Source organism: Acinetobacter guillouiae, assembly GCF_002370525.2.
In the GTDB taxonomy this organism is placed as follows: Bacteria; Pseudomonadota; Gammaproteobacteria; order Pseudomonadales; family Moraxellaceae; genus Acinetobacter; species Acinetobacter guillouiae.
In genome coordinates, this window is sequence record NZ_AP014630.1 from 1999775 (window position 1) to 2018574 (window position 18800).

General features: G+C 36.5%; 16 protein-coding genes and 1 tRNA gene. 8 read left to right on the forward strand and 9 right to left on the reverse strand.

Features of this window, described 5'->3' with window-relative positions; translation table 11 throughout:
* Positions 1 to 19 precede the first annotated feature (19 nt).
* Together trmB and AS4_RS09160 are read right to left on the reverse strand one after the other, a co-directional pair.
* Complete coding sequence (gene trmB / locus AS4_RS09155) at positions 20 to 736, reverse strand: tRNA (guanosine(46)-N7)-methyltransferase TrmB (protein ID WP_096733948.1); 717 nt, start codon at positions 734 to 736, stop codon at positions 20 to 22.
* A gap of 139 nt (positions 737 to 875) precedes the next feature.
* A complete protein-coding gene (locus tag AS4_RS09160) occupies positions 876 to 1799 on the reverse strand; it encodes a LysR family transcriptional regulator (protein ID WP_096733949.1) in 924 nt (307 codons plus the stop codon).
* A gap of 93 nt (positions 1800 to 1892) precedes the next feature.
* Here AS4_RS09160 and AS4_RS09165 point away from each other — a divergent pair, with 93 nt between their 5' ends.
* From AS4_RS09165 to AS4_RS09175, 3 genes are all read left to right on the forward strand, one after another.
* A complete protein-coding gene (locus tag AS4_RS09165; protein ID WP_004821026.1) occupies positions 1893 to 2315 on the forward strand; it encodes a PACE efflux transporter in 423 nt (140 codons plus the stop codon).
* A gap of 201 nt (positions 2316 to 2516) precedes the next feature.
* A complete protein-coding gene (locus tag AS4_RS09170; RefSeq protein ID WP_096733950.1) occupies positions 2517 to 3776 on the forward strand; it encodes a putative DNA modification/repair radical SAM protein in 1260 nt (419 codons plus the stop codon).
* The gene (locus tag AS4_RS09175; protein ID WP_096733951.1) at positions 3777 to 4556 is read left to right on the forward strand and encodes a TIGR03915 family putative DNA repair protein; all 780 of its coding nucleotides are present in this window, start codon (positions 3777 to 3779) and stop codon (positions 4554 to 4556) included.
* A 138-nt stretch (positions 4557 to 4694) separates the two neighbouring features.
* On the opposite strand, the gene AS4_RS09180 is transcribed toward AS4_RS09175, so the two are convergent.
* The 3 genes from AS4_RS09180 to dctA all read right to left on the reverse strand — a co-directional run bounded on the left by AS4_RS09180 (position 4695) and on the right by dctA (position 7832).
* The gene (locus AS4_RS09180) at positions 4695 to 5504 is read right to left on the reverse strand and encodes a siderophore-interacting protein (RefSeq protein ID WP_096733952.1); all 810 of its coding nucleotides are present in this window, start codon (positions 5502 to 5504) and stop codon (positions 4695 to 4697) included.
* 152 nt (positions 5505 to 5656) lie between these two features.
* Complete coding sequence (locus AS4_RS09185) at positions 5657 to 6172, reverse strand: GNAT family N-acetyltransferase (RefSeq protein ID WP_096733953.1); 516 nt, start codon at positions 6170 to 6172, stop codon at positions 5657 to 5659.
* A 376-nt stretch (positions 6173 to 6548) separates the two neighbouring features.
* Positions 6549 to 7832 carry a C4-dicarboxylate transporter DctA gene (gene dctA, locus AS4_RS09190; RefSeq protein ID WP_096733954.1) on the reverse strand — a complete coding sequence of 428 codons (1284 nt, stop codon included), beginning with the start codon at positions 7830 to 7832 and terminating at the stop codon, positions 6549 to 6551.
* 296 nt (positions 7833 to 8128) lie between these two features.
* Here dctA and AS4_RS09195 point away from each other — a divergent pair, with 296 nt between their 5' ends.
* Positions 8129 to 8668: a type 1 glutamine amidotransferase domain-containing protein gene (locus AS4_RS09195; RefSeq protein ID WP_096733955.1), complete on the forward strand. Its 540-nt coding sequence runs from the start codon at positions 8129 to 8131 to the stop codon at positions 8666 to 8668.
* Positions 8669 to 8714: 46 nt separating this feature from the next.
* Here AS4_RS09195 and AS4_RS09200 read toward each other — a convergent pair whose 3' ends face one another.
* Positions 8715 to 8987: a putative quinol monooxygenase gene (locus AS4_RS09200; RefSeq protein WP_096733956.1), complete on the reverse strand. Its 273-nt coding sequence runs from the start codon at positions 8985 to 8987 to the stop codon at positions 8715 to 8717.
* Between the two features lie 573 nt (positions 8988 to 9560).
* Here AS4_RS09200 and atzF point away from each other — a divergent pair.
* The 3 genes from atzF to AS4_RS09215 are packed head-to-tail and all read left to right on the forward strand — an operon-like array spanning position 9561 to position 15705.
* Complete coding sequence (gene atzF, locus AS4_RS09205) at positions 9561 to 11393, forward strand: allophanate hydrolase (RefSeq protein ID WP_096735504.1); 1833 nt, start codon at positions 9561 to 9563, stop codon at positions 11391 to 11393.
* Between the two features lie 13 nt (positions 11394 to 11406).
* Complete coding sequence (gene uca, locus AS4_RS09210; protein WP_096733957.1) at positions 11407 to 15009, forward strand: urea carboxylase; 3603 nt, start codon at positions 11407 to 11409, stop codon at positions 15007 to 15009.
* A gap of 3 nt (positions 15010 to 15012) precedes the next feature.
* A complete protein-coding gene (locus AS4_RS09215; protein ID WP_096733958.1) occupies positions 15013 to 15705 on the forward strand; it encodes a GntR family transcriptional regulator in 693 nt (230 codons plus the stop codon).
* Positions 15706 to 15796: 91 nt separating this feature from the next.
* Here AS4_RS09215 and AS4_RS09220 read toward each other — a convergent pair whose 3' ends face one another.
* The 3 genes from AS4_RS09220 to AS4_RS21745 form a co-directional block, all read right to left on the reverse strand.
* A complete protein-coding gene (locus tag AS4_RS09220) occupies positions 15797 to 16834 on the reverse strand; it encodes a jacalin-like lectin (protein ID WP_096733959.1) in 1038 nt (345 codons plus the stop codon).
* A 547-nt stretch (positions 16835 to 17381) separates the two neighbouring features.
* Positions 17382 to 17458: transfer RNA gene (locus AS4_RS09225), tRNA-Ile, on the reverse strand.
* Positions 17459 to 18049: 591 nt separating this feature from the next.
* Positions 18050 to 18196: a hypothetical protein gene (locus AS4_RS21745; protein WP_167468940.1), complete on the reverse strand. Its 147-nt coding sequence runs from the start codon at positions 18194 to 18196 to the stop codon at positions 18050 to 18052.
* 311 nt (positions 18197 to 18507) lie between these two features.
* On the opposite strand from AS4_RS21745, the gene AS4_RS21750 reads away from it, so the two are divergent.
* Positions 18508 to 18678, forward strand: coding sequence for a hypothetical protein (locus AS4_RS21750; protein ID WP_096733960.1), 171 nt, complete (start codon positions 18508 to 18510; stop codon positions 18676 to 18678).
* Positions 18679 to 18800: the final 122 nt, after the last annotated feature.

Genomic DNA, 18800 nt, shown 5'->3' on the forward strand with positions numbered 1-18800 from the left:
CAGCTAAATCGAGATTTAATTAACTGATTTTCTTAAAAATAAAGTCATTAATCTTATGACCTGCCTCAATACCACGACGTTCAAACTTGGTTTGTGGACGCCATTCAGGACGAGGATAGCTATTGCCTTTGCCTGCTAAATTTTCTAAACGAGGACGATTGTCTAAAACATCGAGCATCCATTCAGCATACGGTTCCCAGTCTGTTGCAGCATGGAATGTACCACCAATTTCGAGTTTTTCTTCAACCAATGGCATACGATCATGAGAAACAAAACGGCGTTTAAAATGACGCTTTTTCTGCCAAGGATCAGGGAAATAAAGTTGAACTGTATTGATACTATTGTCAGGCATTTCACGCAGAACTTGGATTGCATCTGCATCTAAAACACGTAGGTTTTTAACTTCTGCCATACCTGCTTCATAAACACATTGTGCAATACCAGGCACATGCACTTCGATTCCAACGAAATTACGTTCAGGATTGGCTTTTGCCATCAGGACCAAAGAACGCCCCATACCAAAACCAATTTCTACCGTAAGTGGGCGTTCTGGATGTTCAAAGTGTTGACGTAAATCACCAACAGGGTATTCCAAAATTAAATCACGATGTTGTTCAAGCGCAGTACGTTGTGAAGTATTGAGCGGTGACGATCTACGCATAAATGTCACAATTTCACGGTGTTCTTGCAAATTGTCTAATTCTACAATTTGTGCTTCAATTTGATCGTTTGACATGATTTAGGTAATACTAGAAATCTAAAAGGCGTATTGTAAGTGCTGAGCTTCGCAAGTCAAATTTTTTATAGAATTTCATTCAATTCTAATAAATTTACGATGAAAACTGGATAAAATAAAATCATTATCGCGCGCTGAGTCAGAGACTATTCCTGTTACTTAATGCGTCGTTATGTTCATTTAGACTTTGTCTAATTAACTCGATTAATTCACGCGATGCTTTAGGTAGTGCTTTATCCTTTAACCAAATCAGATAAATCGGAACAGAAAGTTGATTGTAGGTGTTTTTAAAATCAATTTGGATTAAACGCCCAGCATCAATATGTGACTTGACCAACGAATATGGGAAATTTCCCCATCCTAAGCCGATCTCAACCATATCAATCGCCGTTTGTAGATCATTGGTTCGCCAATAAGATGCAGCAATTACCGATCTCAAATCTGCAATATCAAGCGCACTACTCGCAACAACAATTTGCCGAACATTAACCAAATCCTCGATATAAATAGGATGAACTGCTTGATTCATCAAGGCATGATTTGCAGATATTGTTGCAACAACAACCTCCATGCTGACCAACTGCAAATGTTCTTGCATTTTAATATGTTGCCCTGAACCCGCTAAACAAATTGTGATTTGTTCTGAATACAGTAAATGCAAAATATCATCTTGTGGTGCAGTAATGATTTCGATATTGAGCAGTGGGTATTTTGATGCAAGTTTATCAATAGATTGTAAAAGCTTTTGATTGTTTACATCCGATACAACCCCTATTTTTAAGGTACTCTCCAAACCTAAGGACAGTTCATAAGCATGTTTACTCAATTGTTTTAATTGTTCTGAGATGATTCTTGCTTGTGGGGCTAGGGCAAGTGCTGACGCTGTTGGAATCACTTTGCGGGGTGTTCTTTCAAACAGTTGTAAACCTAATTCTGCCTCAATATTTGCGATGCCCATACTGACAGCTGATGGTACTCGATTTAAGGCACGAGCCGCAGCAGAAAAAGAGCCTGTATCCAGTACTTTTACAAATAATTCTATATTTTCGCTGGTGAAATTCATAATTGGTATCAGTCAAACTGAAAGCTATTGTCTTTATCTATTATTATAACTGAAATTAAAATAGCTTTTTTGAAAATCTGTTTGGGTAAGTTTATGCAAGGTCTTAAACGTAGAGTAATTTATGTAAGTACCTATGAAATCATTGGATTGGGTATTTCTTCTTTAGGGCTAGCACTACTTTCGGGTACACAATTAACCCATACGGGGCCTTTAGCTTTCCTGATTACCACGATTGCCGTGAGCTGGAACTTTATTTATAACTTAATTTTTGAAGCATGGGAAAAACGCCAAACTTTACGTCAACGCACGGTCAAACGCCGTGTAGCTCATGCGATCGGGTTTCAATTAACCTTGGTGGTTTTTCTTATTCCATTGATTGCATGGTGGATGAATATTAGTTTTCTAGAGGCATTTTTATTAGATGCGGCTTTAATTGTTATCATTCCAATTTATACCTTTATTTTTAATTGGTCTTTTGATCGATTATTTGGTGTCCCACTTTCTGCTCAAGCTTAAAAAATGTAGTTGTTTCTGCTTAAGTTATTTGCCCATTCAATTAAATGGGCAAATAATGTAGGTTTTTCTAGCACAATGATTTCTATTTAACGCTTTAAATTTATACGACAGCTCATGTCGCAACAATAAAGAAATCGCCATTGTTGACTGCTCATAATTTATATAATCACTAAAGTTCATTCGGAAAATTAGGTGTGAGTGATGACAGAGCGTATTAGAGAAAAACTGCAAATTTTAGCAGATGCTGCGAAGTATGATGTGTCATGTTCATCCAGTGGCAGTAACCGCAAAAATAAAGACAGTGGGCTAGGCAATACGGGGGCTGGAATTTGCCATAGTTATACCGAAGATGGTCGATGTGTATCGCTACTTAAAATCTTATTTTCCAATGTGTGTATTTTTGATTGCTCATATTGTGTTTCTCGCCGTTCTAATGATGTCAAACGAGCTGCTTTTACGGTACAAGAAGTTGTTGATTTAACCATTAATTTTTATAGAAGAAATTATATCGAAGGGCTGTTTCTCAGTTCAGGAATTTTTAAGTCAGCTGACTATACGATGGAACGCATGCTACAAGTTGTTAAAAAGTTACGATTAGAAGAAAACTTTAATGGCTATATTCATTTGAAAACAATTCCAGGTGCTTCACAGGAGATTATCCATGAGGCAGGACTTTATGTAGATCGGATGAGTATCAATTTAGAAATGCCTACCGCAGAAGGTTTAAAAAAGTTTGCCCCTGAAAAAACCCATGACGAAGTGCAAAAAGATTTGGGCATTGTTCGCGATCGTTTGATTCAATTTAAAGATGAAAGAAAAATTATAAAAACTGTGCCGAAGTTTGTTCCAGCAGGACAAACAACTCAAATGGTGGTGGGTGCACATAACGAAACGGATCAGGATATTATTTTAATGGCTGATCGCCATTACAAAGAATTTAAACTAAAACGGGTATATTTTTCAGGCTATATTCCGATTAATGATGAAGAAAAAGCATTACCTTCGGTGGGTTCAGCACCACCATTACTGCGTGAAAATAGATTGTATCAATCTGATTGGTTAATGCGATTTTATGGCTTTGAAGCGACTGAAATTGTTAATGCACAGCATCCAAATTTAGACTTAGATATCGACCCAAAACTGAGTTGGGCACTACGTCATCCTGAACAATTTCCTATCGATATCAATCAAGCTGAATATCGAATGATCTTAAGAGTCCCAGGAATTGGGGTGCGTTCAGCTAAAAAAATTGTGCAAGCACGTCGCTTTGGTAAAATTCATATTGATCAAATCAAAAAATTGGGTATTGCTTATAATAGGGCAATGCATTTTATTCGTTGTGCAGATACCCCGCCATTTTTAAAAGATCAATTACCCAGCCAAATTCGTCAGAAAATATTACAGACAGGGCATTCAAAATATACTCAACAACTTTCACCCCAGTTGGATTTGTTATTCTAAATGGCGAAATATATTTTTGATGGGACCATGACAGGGATTTTGTGCTGTGTATTTCGTGCATTTCAATTTAAAGAGTTTGATGTCATTGTCTCTAGTGAAAACAACACCCAAGCCGCTTTATTTGATGAAACGATTTTTGTTGAATCCAATGACGCTCAAGCCAATCGAGTTTGGCAAGGCTTAAAGTTAAAAGTTTCAGCAAGTGGTTTACGTAATTTTTACTATACTTTTTTATCTGAACAGGAAGATGCTTTTCAACATCTGTTTAATTTTAGTGTTTATGCATTCTCCGCTCAAAAAGCGATTGACCGTGATTATGGTCATCCAGATGTTTTGGCACTGTCAAAATGGGCCAAACAAGTGGGAAGAGAAAAGCACCGTATGGAAGCTTTTGTTCGCTTTAAAAAATGTAAAGATGAATTATTTTTAAGCTTGGTCAAGCCAGATTTCAATGTTTTGCCTTTGATCGAAAAGCATTTTAAAGCCAGATATCAAGACCAGCGCTGGCTTATTTATGATGAAAAACGAAATTTTGGTATCTATTATGATTTAAGACAGGTTCATCAAGTCAATATGAATGTCTTAGACATTGATCAAAATATTCATCAAGGCTCTAGTCAGGATTTTAGTGTTGAATTAGATCATCAAGAGGTTCTATATGATCAGCTTTGGAAAGATTATTTTAACAGTGTAAATATTTCAGCGCGGAAAAACATTAAACTGCATATTCAATATGTACCAAAGCGATATTGGCGCTATATGAATGAGAAAACGATTTAAATATTTGTAATAATAGCATTTTTTTAATTGAGCTTTTAAACAAAAACCTTATAAACGCTAGTTTATAAGGTTTTAATGCATCGATCAGAAATAATATAAATCAGATATTTCGGGATTGATCATTTATTCACTTAGGGCTTAATCATCTAGCACTTTAGACTGTCGTTCATTATCTGCTTTCCCAATCTGCCAGTAAGAACAGGCATAACAATCTTCTTTGCTCCAATCACTTTGCTTTCTTAAGATATTACGACATGCGCGTACAGCTTGTAGTTCAGCGGTAATATGTGCAAAACGGCTTGCTGGTAGATTAATGAATTCAGGATGGCGTAACAATTCGTCAGCCAATAAACTTTGCTGAAGCGGGTTCGGATTGAACAGCCATATTTGCTCTAAAACAGCTTGCGTCTGCAGTTCGATTTGATCTTCTACAGTTGCCACTTCTGCAATGACATATACTTTGGTATCAGTTGTTAATTTTTCTAAGATCGCTTGAGTGACTGCAAGTCCAGTCCCATCAGTGATAATGAGATAATGATTTAGTCCTGTAGGGATTGAATTTTTAGCGGCAGTAGACATGGTTACGCCAATTTGATCTCCAGGTTGAGCACGATCTGCCCAGTGACAAGCCACCGTATCTGTACCATGCATTGCAAACTCGATGGTTAGGGTTTTATTGACTAAATCAATATCTCGATGGGTATAAGTCCGAATTTCTGGCATCATCTCAGGATTACTGACAATCCATTTACGTTGATTAAAATCAAAATCAGGAATTTCTATTGTGGTTTGATCATGCCTTGGAATAAAAATTTTATTGTTATCACCAATACTGGTGTGTTTGAATTTCTCTACATCTGCACAGTCAAAAATAATACGAACATAGTTTGGGCCTAGATATATTTTCTCTTTCACTTGAATAAAAGTGCGATGTGCATTCAGCGCCATGATTTATTCCATATAAATAACAATAATTCTCATTATCGTATCGGCTTTTACATGAAAATGCCACCATTACCGCGTGAGTTGATTGCAAAACTGCAAAGATGCTCAGCATTCATCACCAATAAATCATAAACAATTCAAGCTATCCATTTGCATCATTCAGTATGAGGAGGAATAACATAAGTCACAGAATCATATTTAGGTTTCTTTTTATAATGAGAAATAACCCCACCTAAAGATTCCGCGATATGGCGACTGGCATAATTTTCGACAGCTACAGGATAAATAAAATTTTTAAAACTCAAGTTAACTGAAGCCCAATGAACCATGCTTGTTACCGCATCTTTACCAAATCCTGACTTATGTCGATCTTCCCGAATCCAAATGCCTAATTCAGGTGTTTCCGTTTGTATTTGATGCAGTCCTGCAAGGCCAAGAAACTCATGATTAACAATGTTTCTGACAACGAAAATTAACTCATTCCCATCTTTAATATTCTCTAGCCATTTATGCCAGATCTCATCAAACTCTTGACGGCTTTGCGGAGGATCCCAAGCCATATATCGAGTCAAGGTGGGAGTAATATGCTGAAATACCTCATCAGCATCTAAAGATGTAAATGGTTTTAAAACAACTTGAGAAAAATGGATCTCTATATTATTCCAGTTCAAAAAAACCTCGAAAATTCAGAATTACAGTTAATTTATCGCATAGATGACAAAAGGTACATGGTTAAAATTAGGATAGGTTTAAGCTAAAAACCATCTTAAATTGAAGTCATTAATATGTTCCTGTGCTTTCTGGAGTGGTCTTCGATTGAGGACTTTAGTTTAAGTAAATGCCATGATTTATAAAAAACCATTTCAGTGACTCAATGCTGAAATGGCTTATGATGAAATATGAGTGCTTAAGATAGCATTAAAGGATTATATCTAAAGCATATTTTGTTGGTAATAGTGTGTTGGTAATAGCGTGTTGGTTATAGCGTGTTGGTTTTGCTACAAGAGAAAATTCTAATTTTTACCATGACTCTGTGTTAATTACGTTTTAATTGCCCAATTCACTTTTTGCCCATTTCGGATCATCTAACATTTGATGTACACGTTTCCTATCAACATCATTTTCCCATACACCAATCACTAAAGTTGCGACACAATTACCAATCAAGTTGCTTACTGCTCTCAAAATTCCAATCAGCCAATCCACTGAAAGGATTAATACCAAGCCAATCGCAGGGATAACAGGAAAACTGGATAAGGTCGCAGCGAGTACAACGATCGCTGATGCGGGAATGCCATGTGCTCCTTTTGAGGTAAACAAGGTGATTAAAAGAATCATAATAAGGTCTGAAATTGTTAAATGAACACCTGTCGCTTGTGCAATAAATACCACAGCAAGGGTAAGATAAATTGAAAAACCATCTAAGTTAAAAGAGTAGCCCGATGGAATGACGAGGCTTACCGTGGAGTCTTTTATCCCTAATTTTTTTAGTTTATACATCACTTGCGGTAGTACAGAATCAGAAGATGATGTTCCACATACGATGGTGATTTCTTCTCTAAAATAGCGGATGAGCTTAAAAATATTGAAACCTAAGAGTTTTAATACCAGACCAAGTATCACGACCACAAAGAAAATCACAGTTACATAATAAATTAAGACCAAATAGCCCAGATTAAGTAAAGTTTCTATTCCAAACTTTGCTACGGTAAAAGAAATTGCACCAAAAACGCCGATAGGGGCCAGTTTGATGATAATAGACATGATTTTAAAAATAACTTGAGAGATTTTGTCGATAAAAGAGGCGACAGGCTCACTGACATCTTTAGACAGCATAGATAATGCAACGCCAAATAAAATTGAAAAGACAACCACTTGCAGAATATCATTCCCTGTAAATGCGCCCACAGCGGTTTGAGGAATCATATTTAAAAAGAAATCAGATACGCCTGTAACTGCATGGATATTTTCATTGTACTTGGTCATTTGGGACGCATCTAAAGTTGAAATATCCACGTGCATACCATGCCCAGGTTTAAATATGTAGGCTGCGGCTAATCCTAAAATTAAAGCGATAGTGGTCATTATTTCAAAATAAATCAGCGTTTTTATTCCCACTTTCCCAGCTTTTTTTAAGTCTCCTGCACCATAGATTCCTAACACAATGACACAGAATATAAGCGGTGCAATCAGCATTTTGACAAGTTTGACAAAGCCATTACCAAACACTTGAAAATTGATCGCAATATGAGGCAAAAAGTAACCGAATAAACAACCAATCACCAATGCAATGATCACTTGTAAAAATAAAGAGCGTTTAATAAGCTTCATTGAGGAGATTCATAACTAAAAGGTCACTTGAAAAAGCAATAGTTATGCCATTTTTTGAATGAATAATTTTTGGTCTTTTTTCAGATTTTTTGTTGTTTCGATAATTGATCGTTTAAATATATAGACTGCTTAATAGCAGTATTGGATTATTTATAGATCAAAAAAGCATAAAAATGGATATATAACAAGCTTTAACAGAATGTCCTAAAACATTTAACAATAACAAGCTAGAACTTGTACATCTACGATCGTGTTTTTTGTTAGCTTGAAATATACCGTATTGTTGGAGTAAGAAAATGACTAAAAAAGTATTATTCATCACTTCAAATTCTGGCGTTGAGCATGATGAACTTAAAAAACCTTTAGACTTTTTGACGAGCAAAGGCATAGAAAGCATTCATGCTGCGATTGAATTAAACGATGTACGAACCGTTGTTCATGATGATGAAAAATCGGTGTCATATAGTCCGCATGCGATTTTGGAAAAAGTAGATCCAAGTGATTATGATTTACTGGTTATTCCAGGGGGAACAGTCAATGCTGATCAATTGAGAATTGATGAGAATGCTAAGAAAATCATTCAATCCTTTACAGATCATAAAAAACCGATTGCTGCTATATGTCATGGACCATGGGCTTTAATCAATGCAGAAAGAATTAAAGATAAAAATTTGACTTCATATAAAAGTATTCGTATAGATTTAGAGAATGCAGGTGCAAACTGGGTAGATGAAGAAGTTCATCGTTGTAATACGGGTGGATGGGTACTCATTACATCGCGTATTCCAGATGATATTCCTGCCTTTAATGAGGCGATATTAAAAGAATTAGAATAAGTGAATAGAGCAGATTAAGAACAGTTTAAATTTTTGAGATAGCCCTTTAATCGAGGGTTATTTCATACAATCTTTGAATGTTTTGGGTTTCAATTCCCCATACAGAACCAGATATTCTACGTTGATGATTTTCAAAGCTTTGTCGATTCTCAAACACTTCATGCACGTCCCAAATTAAGGGATTTTGACTTTGTTTAACCTCAAAAGAAACACAACCTTGTTCTTGTCTGGTTAACTTGATATGTTCTGGAAGACACTTGATTACGATATTTAATTCTTCTTCAGAAACACAGATTAACTGACCACTGAGCTTAACCATCGCATTCTCCTTGATAAAATAGAGCTGTTGTCATATGTAGGCGTAGGACGAGTCTTGCATATATTATTATTTTTTACGTAAAAATTTAATGTGCATTTTTTATTGAATTGCTTACATAATGCTTATAGAGAAGCGGCAATTAAAATATAAGGTTAATATTTAGAGCGTACATCGGTATATTCCTCTGCATAAGAAAAATAAAAACATGTAGAAAAACGCATAAAAAACGTAAAAGATCGCCACGATAAAATAAGTTAAATCATAAAAAACCATGAGCTTTTTAAAAGAGCGTAAAGACTATGCTGACTCACTGTACAAAGCAGTTGACTGTTACGGACTTCAATCTATTTAGATCACCAAGTGGGTGAAGCTGCTTAAGCAGAGTACCCATTTTATAAACCATTCTATATTGCACTCATAAATAGCATGCTTGCATTTTGATTGAAAAATTTGATCTAAATTATTGCATGTCAGTCTCACATATATAAAAAGAATATAAAAAACAGATAGTTAATTTTTGGCATGAATCCTGCAAATGTAACTCAAACTTGTATACAAGATGGGATTCAAACAATGTACTTAGAAAAAATGAGTGGCTGGACGATTAGTGATTGGCAACGGGCTTACCAAACTGGTGAAATTAATATCGAAAAATTGTGTGACTTAGTGAGTGACTTCGATCCGCAGGACAATGCATGGATTTCAATTGCGACTGCTGAGCAAATCAAACAACAGATTGAAGATCTTCAAGTCGATACTCATGACATAGAGAATATTTATAAGCAATTTCCGTTATATGGAATTCCATTCGCAGTTAAAGACAATATTGATGTAAAAGGATTTGTGTCGACAGCGGCATGTAAGATCATTTCTCATCCTGCTCAACAAGATGCCGCACTCGTGCAATTATTAAAAAATGCTGGTGCGGTTGTTGTTGGTAAAACAAATTTGGACCAATTTGCAACAGGATTGGTTGGCACTCGATCGCCTTATGGCGCGGTTAAAAATAGCTTTAATTCAAATTATGTAAGTGGTGGATCAAGTTCAGGTTCAGCAAGCGTAGTGGCTCGTGGTTTGGTGCCTTTTTCATTGGGAACTGATACGGCAGGGTCAGGTCGTGTTCCAGCTGGTTTTAACAATATTGTTGGATTAAAACCAACCAAAGGGCGTTTTTCAAATCATGGTCTATTGCCTGCCTGTAAGACTGTTGATTGTATTTCGATTTTTGCTTTAACAGTCGTAGATGCTGAATATGTAGCCAATCTATTAGAAAAATATGATGCGCGAGATAGTTACTCGCGAAAAAATCCAAAAACAGCACCAGCACGCTTTACCTCAAAACTCAATTTTGCGATACCCGACACTTTAAATTTTTTTGGTGATCGGCAATCAGAACAAGCGTTTAGCCAAGCACTAAAATTACTTGAGTCTTTTCAAGCTTCTATTACAGAGATTGATTTTACGGCATTTGAAAAACTCGCAGTACAGCTTTACCAAGGACCTTGGGTGGCTGAACGAACTGTTGCTTTAGAGGGTTTTATTGAACACAATCCTGAAGCATTTGATCAAACAGTTTTAGAAATTGTTAAACAGGGTTATCAATACACAGCAATTGATGCTTACAACGCAGAGTATCTAAAACAAGATTTGGCACGTGAAATTCAGGAGAAATTGGCTCAATTTGATGCTTTGATCGTACCGACATCACCCACAATTTACACAATCGACGAAATGAAAATTGAACCCATTAAGTTTAACTCTCATTTTGGTACATATACCAATTTCACCAATTTGGCTGATTTAAGTGCACTGGCTTTACCCGCAGGATTTAGAGAGGATGGCTTACCTTTTGGAATTACTTTAATTGCACCTGCTTGGCACGATGCTGCATTAGTTCATTTTGGAAAACTCTGGCAGCGATATCTTGATTTAAAGTTAGGGGCAACACAAGCAAAATTGAAATCTGCTCAACTGGATTTAGCCCGATCTGATCATCATATTCGTGTTGCTGTTGTGGGGGCACATTTAACCGGTATGCCACTGAATTTTCAATTGACCAGCAGAGATGCTGTACATATCGAAACAACCAAAACTGCCAGTAAATATTCTCTATATGCATTGAATGGGACAGTGCCGCCTAAACCCGGCCTTGCTCGTAATGAAGCTGAGGGGAACGCCATTATTGTAGAACTTTGGGATATTCCAACTGCTCGTTTTGGGGAGTTTGTTGCAGAAATCCCGACACCACTGGGTATGGGAAATGTGGAGCTTGAAGATGGTCGCTGGGTAAAAGGCTTTATCTGTGAACCTTATGGTTTGGAGGATGCAGAGAATATCAGTCATTTGGGAGGATGGCGTGCATATATCCAACAGCGAAATAATCCAGCACTAGTTGTATCGAATTAAGGGGGAAAGCATCATGTTTCATACTGTATTAATTGCAAACCGTGGTGAAATTGCTGTTAGAGCCATTCGAACCTTAAAGAAACTAGGCATCAAAAGTATAGCTGTCTATTCAGACACTGATCGTTATGCTCAGCATGTATTAGATGCAGACCACGCAGTTGCTTTGCAGGGAATTAAGCCCGCAGATACTTATTTGAGTATTGAAAAGTTAATCCGAATCGCAAAAGATACTGGCGCTCAGGCGATTTTCCCGGGCTATGGTTTCCTTTCTGAAAGTGCAGAGTTCTCACAAGCATGTGAAGAAAACGATATTGCATTTATGGGGCCTACAGCCGAGCAAATTTTAGAATTCGGACTAAAACATCGTGCACGTGAACTGGCGGCCATTGCCAATGTGCCCATGACACCCGGAACAGGTTTATTAAATAGTTTAGATGAAGCACTTGAAGCTGCGGAAACAATTGGTTATCCGATCATGCTGAAAAGTACCGCTGGTGGTGGTGGTATTGGTTTAACCCGCTGTGACTCAAAAGATGCCTTAATGGAAGCTTATGAAAGTGTGAAACGCTTAGGTGAGCAATTTTTTAAGGATGCTGGGGTCTTTTTAGAACGCTTTATAGATAAGGCGCGTCATGTAGAGGTACAGATATTTGGTGATGGTCAAGGTCAAGTGGTTGCTTTGGGAGAACGGGATTGTTCACTACAACGTCGTAACCAAAAAATTGTTGAAGAAACACCTGCAGCAAATTTACCTGACGCAACACGAAAAAAACTACATCAAGCTGCAATTGAGCTCGGAAAATCGGTTCAATATCGTAGCGCTGGAACCGTTGAGTTTATTTATGATGCAGCACGAGATGAGTTTTATTTCTTAGAGGTCAATACCCGACTTCAAGTTGAACACCCTGTAACAGAGATGGTAACAGGGTTGGATTTAATCGAATGTATGCTAAAAGTGGCAGCAGGGGATCGGTTGGACTGGGATGACTTAGCGCATATACAGCCCCAAGGTGCTGCTATAGAAGTTCGGGTCTATGCAGAAGACCCCGTTAAGAACTTTCAGCCGAGTCCAGGTGTTTTAACTGATGTTTATTTCCCCGAAGGGATTCGAGTTGATACATGGGTATCTACAGGCACTGAAATTTCTCAATATTTTGATCCAATGATTGCCAAGATCATCGTTCATGCTGAAAACCGTGCGGCTGCGATACAAAAGCTGAAACAAGCATTAGCTGAAGCACGCCTCAACGGTATTAGTACCAATCTTGATTATGCGCGTGAGATTATTTCAGATGTTCGCTTTGAAAGTATGCAAATCTGGACACGAATGCTAGATGACTTTAAATATACACCTCGGGTGATTGAAGTTGTTCAGCCGGGGACATTAAGTTCGATTCAAGATTACCCTGGGCGTGTTGGTTATTGGGATATTGGCGTCCCACCATCAGGTCCTATGGATGATTTTGCTTTCCAATTGGCAAATAAAATTGTAGGCAATGATGCTAAAGCTGCAGGTTTTGAATTTACCTTGATGGGGCCTACGTTAAAATTTCATGCTGATACCACCATTGCATTAACAGGTGCGCCGTGTTCTGCATATCTTGACGATCAAGCTATTCATTTTTGGCAACCGATTACAGTCAAGTCTGGGCAGATACTTGAATTAGGTCAGGTTGAATTGGGTTGCCGAACATATCTTTCAGTACGTGATGGTTTGGATGTCCCTGTATATTTAGGCAGTCGCTCGACTTTTGCATTAGGTAATTTTGGAGGTCATGCTGGTCGTACACTTCGTGCAGGTGATACGATTAAAATGGTGAATCCGACTCTACTTACGAATGAATTACCTATTGCCATTGCACAACCACAAGCATTGTCTAGCCACTTAATTCCAAGCTATAGCACTGAATGGAAAATCGGCGTGCTATATGGTCCACATGGCGCACCAGATTTCTTTAAACAAGAATATATTGAAGAATTCTTTGCTTCAGAATGGACGGTTCATTTTAACTCAAACCGTTTAGGAATTCGTTTAAGTGGGCCAACACCAAGTTGGGCACGAGAAAATGGTGGAGAAGCGGGATTACATCCTTCCAATGTACACGATTGTGAATATGCCATTGGCGCAATCAACTTTACAGGTGATTTCCCTGTTATTTTAGCTAAAGATGGACCAAGTCTTGGTGGATTTGTTTGTCCAGTAACGATTGCTAAAGCAGAATTATGGAAAATCGGACAACTTAAAGCAGATGATAAAATCTCTTTTTATCCATTAAGCGTAGAACAAGCGAATCAATTAGAACAACAGCAGCTAGATTTGATTGAAAACTTTTCAACTGCTGTTCCAGATGTAACCCCTATTTCTAAAGCGGAAATGGGTACGACGATTTTGGCACAAAGGGAAGCGATGCAGCTTTCTCCAAAAACAGTTTATCGTCAAGCAGGTGATAGTTATATCTTACTTGAGTATGGCGACAATATTCTGGACCTCTCGCTTAGATTACGTGTCCACAAATTGATAGAACTGATACGTGCTCGTAATATTGCAGGTATTTTAGAATTATCACCTGGCGTTCGTTCCTTACAAATTAAATATGATGGCTTGATCATCCCACAAAAGAATCTAATTGCTGAACTGCTCTATTTAGAAGAACAAATGGGGGATCTAAGTCAGATTAAAATACCATCACGTATCGTTTATTTACCCATGGCATTTGAAGATAGTGCCACCCTGAGTGCAGTTGAACGATATCAGGAAAGTGTTTGCGCCAAAGCACCGTGGCTTCCAAATAATGTGGATTTTATTCAGCGAATTAATGGTTTGAAACACCGTGATGAAGTTAAACAAATCTTATTTAATGCAAATTATCTCGTGCTTGGATTAGGAGATGTTTATCTGACAGCACCTTGCGCAGTACCCATTGATCCGCGTCATCGTTTGTTAAGCTCTAAATATAATCCAGCACGTACATTTACCGCAGAAGGGACTGTGGGAATTGGTGGTATGTACATGTGTATTTATGGAATGGATTCACCTGGTGGATATCAATTAATTGGTCGCACATTACCAATCTGGAATAAATTTAAAAAGAATAAACAATTTGGTGATAAACAATGGTTTCTGCAATTTTTTGATCAAATCAAATTTTTTGAGGTCTCTGAAGCTGAATTAGATCAGTGGCGTTTAGATTTTGCCAATGGTCAAGCTCAAATTCAAATTGAAGAAACTGAATTTGATTATGCGCAATATTGTAAATTTTTAGAGGATGAAGCTGACAGCATTGAGGTGTTTAAAGAAAAACAGCAGCTTGCCTTTAAGACTGAAGTTGAACGATGGAAAGAAGATTTTATCCATCCAGAAGAAACCCAAGAGGATTACATTGAACAGCAAGATTTTAGTCACTTTGTCGCTTTAAATGCCTCAATGACAGGCAATATATGGAAAATATTGGTTGAACATGGTCAAGTGGTGAAGAAAGGTGAAACTGTAGCGATCATCGAGGCTATGAAAATGGAATTACCTGTATATGCATCTGAAGACGGTATTGTAAAAGCTGTGACTTGTCGCGCTGGTCAGACAGTACATAGTGGTGAGCCATTGGTCTATATGGAATAGGATATGACAGGAATAAAAAATCCTTTAAAAAGCTCAGACAATTTGTCTGAGCTGGTTTACCGAAGAATCAAGAATGATATTTTTGATTTTAAACTGATGCCGAGTGAGCGTTTTACTGAGTCAGAAATTGCTAAAACTTATCAAGTGAGTCGCACCCCTATACGTCAAGCTTTATATCGTTTACAGCAGGAGGGTTATGTCGAAGTTAGTTTTCGAAGTGGTTGGCAGGTAAGACCACTGAACTTTAGATATTATGAAGAACTGTATGATGTTCGCATCATTTTAGAAAAAGCCGCAATCGAAATACTTTGTACTCATATTGGGGAACCATCAATTGAGTTAGTAGTATTAAAAGATTTATGGTGTATCGAACCTGAGGAGTACCTAAAAGACATTAAGGCGCTTTCTCAACAAGACGAAGATTTTCACTGTTCTCTTGTTCGTGCAGCAGGTAATCAGGAAATGGCACGAATACATCGAGATCTGAGTGAAAAAATTAGGATTATTCGACACTTAGATTTCTCCAAACAATATCGTATAGAGGCAACTTATGCTGAGCATCAGACTATTTTAGGTTTTATTTTTAGAAAAGAGCGGGATTCTGCCTTAAATGCGATTACCGAACATATTAAACAGAGCCGCGATGAGGTAAAGAAAATTACATTGCAAATGCTAGATTCTAGTCAATTTATTTAGACGAAGGGGTTGAACTTGAATAGTTATGAAAAACCGTTCTAGTAGAGTCGATTCTAGAACGGCTTGGTATAATAATGGGAAAATAAAATTATTAAACTTGTACTAAATCATCCTCCAAAATAATTATTTTTTCTGGAATTTCCTGATTATTAGAGAATACTTCAATGTTTTGGTTTTTAGGTGATCCCAATATTGGTTCAGGAGGAAGAATGACACTTGATGATTCAAAACTTCCAATACCTTTGTATATACCAGATTCGGGAAGTTCCAAAGAACTGCCATCTTCAAATTCTAAAACAGCTGTGCCTTTATATGGAAGACTGATTTTTCCTTCATTCAGAATGTTTTCACATGTAATTTTACTATGTGGTGGGATATCTAAATTCGTTGTGAAATTATAGGTAGTAGTTTCGCTGACAGACTCTCCAAAAGTATAAGCAAAACTAACTTCTGTTGAAATTTCCCATTTACCTTTAGCTAATAAAGGAACACCAGCCTCACCACTTGCTTTAACACCAACTTTAACACCTAATGAACAACTCCATGAAGATGTTTTAGTTACTGTTTTAGATTCAGTGTGTGAGCCTTTTTGAGTAATATCACTTTTATTAATAAAAGTGATTTTTGCTACTATTTGAGGTGCCACAGCCGTTTCAAGTTTGGATAAGTCATATGAAACATTTTTTAATTTATAGCTAAGAATATCTAAAGTATAGATAAAGCCTAAAGAATCTATATCTGATCCTGAGTTCCCAAGAATACCGACTAATTTACCACCATTTAGCGAATGAGATTCTGAATCACCAATCGGTGGGATATATAAAGTTTTATTTTTATTAGTTCTTAAGGATATTCCAGAACATCTCCCGTTACGATAATGATTTTTATAAACAATTAAAGATGTAATCGTTTCATCACTTTGAAAAGATATAGATTGATACTTATCAGTTTTACTTCCCTTTAGTGTCAATTCATCTTTAGCCGATAAAATTTCTATACCTCTAATACAGTTTTTATCGAAGAATATTGTTAATTTTTTCACGGCATCTTCTTTTAATTGTATTTTAAAAGGATTACCTCCGTTACCGCCTACTTTTTCGGTTTCACTATATTTATAATTAATAGTCATTTTATATTCCTTTTGGTTTAAGAAGTTATTTTATAAACGACCAAAAGAATTAAAAATATCCCTAGAATTGGGTATTAGATAATTAACATATGAAAAAAATAAGTTACTATGACAATCCTTTAATCTTTAATGATTGTGATGCCTAAGAAATAGCAAGTCGTATCAACTTGTACCTCATCAAACGTATAAATAAATGCTTGTCTAGTTAACTATGACAAGCAATTAATTTGATAACCAGTATTCAGTCTCAATAATGCCAAATGCAATACAAACAAAATGAATACTAAAAGTCTCGAATATCTCTAATATTTTTATTTTTCATCTGCTTTACTCTTCGATGGTCAAAAAATTTAGACAATAAAAAACCCCATAAATCAATAATCTACGAGGTTTAATATGGTGGGCCCGCCCAGACTTGAACTGGGGACCAACGGATAAAGTCTCGAATATCTCTAATATTTTTATTTTTCATCTGCTTTACTCTTCGATGGTCAAAAAATTTAGACAATAAAAAACCCCATAAATCAATAATCTACGAGGTTTAATATGGTGGGCCCGCCCAGACTTGAACTGGGGACCAACGGATTATGAGTCCGCTGCTCTAACCAACTGAGCTACAGGCCCTTCATCAAGTGAATTGATTAATTATCAACTACTTGGAACGTGTGCAATACTATCTAAGATTTTAGAGTTTATCAAGTTTTTTTTACAAGTAGACTGTAGAGAATAGCTTGATATAGTGTTTAGCATTGCGACAGCTAGAGATTCTATATAGGTCAACACCAAGAGTAAAGCTGACAAAGACATTTATTGATCAATTGGAGCTTAGATCTGCGATTTATCGAGACAAGGAGTTGATTGGCTTTGTTGTACGTGTAAATAACAGCGATAAAACTTACTGTCGCTGAAAGAAAGTTCTTGGTAGATCTGTGCGCACGACTTTGGATTATATGGAAATATCAGTCTAGGGAAAGCACATGACTTAACACAGGGGAAATTGCTACAAATGGCATAAGGAATAAATCCCAACCATAAAAAAGCAAAAAATATTAGAGCAGCAACAACAATTAAATATCGAGAAAAAGAAGTCTACAGCAGCTATAGCAAACCAAGCTTTTATGGATTACCTCAATGTAAAGCCTCTTCAATCAAGATCAATTATGGACTATACAATCAAAAATAGGTCGTTTAAAAATAGCTGCACATTACTCTAACTTAGCCTTGCCAGCTCGCAAGCATATAGATCACAATCGCAATTAAAAATAGACCCACTAAGAGTAAAATATATTTAGGGATTCTACGCTTTTCTTGTGCTTTTTCAGATCTTTCTTGAGCGGTTGATGGGTTGTTATCATGTTGCATATTAACCTCTAAGATTTATCAAGTGATTAATTTATATGGTGGACTAATCTCATCAATACTGTGTGAATAAATGTTGTTCAAAAGTGATCAATGTAGATTAAATGAAAGATTAAGTATTAAATCAAATGATGCTTTAAAATAATGGCTAGTTATTTTTAAAATAAAAACATAGTGTTAATTGGTATTCTATATTGAGTTAAAATAAATAAGCAGGGCCTAAATTCACAAGTACTTACAACACTAAACAGCGAATAAAATAATCCATGCTATAAAAACAATGCTTTTATTTAACGTTATATGGAGAAGTGATTATGTCTATAGGTGATAAATCAGCATATACAGCAAAGCAGAAAAGACAAGCGCAACATATTTATGAAAGTGAGAAAAAACAAGGTCGCTCAGATGAAGATGCAGAACGTATTGCTTGGGCGACTGTAAATAAGCAGGATGGTGGTGGGAAAAGAAAAACACAGCATTCTTGACTGATTAAATCCACCTCGGTGGATTTTTTATTTGCTAAATAAACTATTAATTTCCAAAAACTAAATGAGAGCATCCTAAAGATGATTTTTAAATTTTACTTATAGGGTTATTTGAAATATTA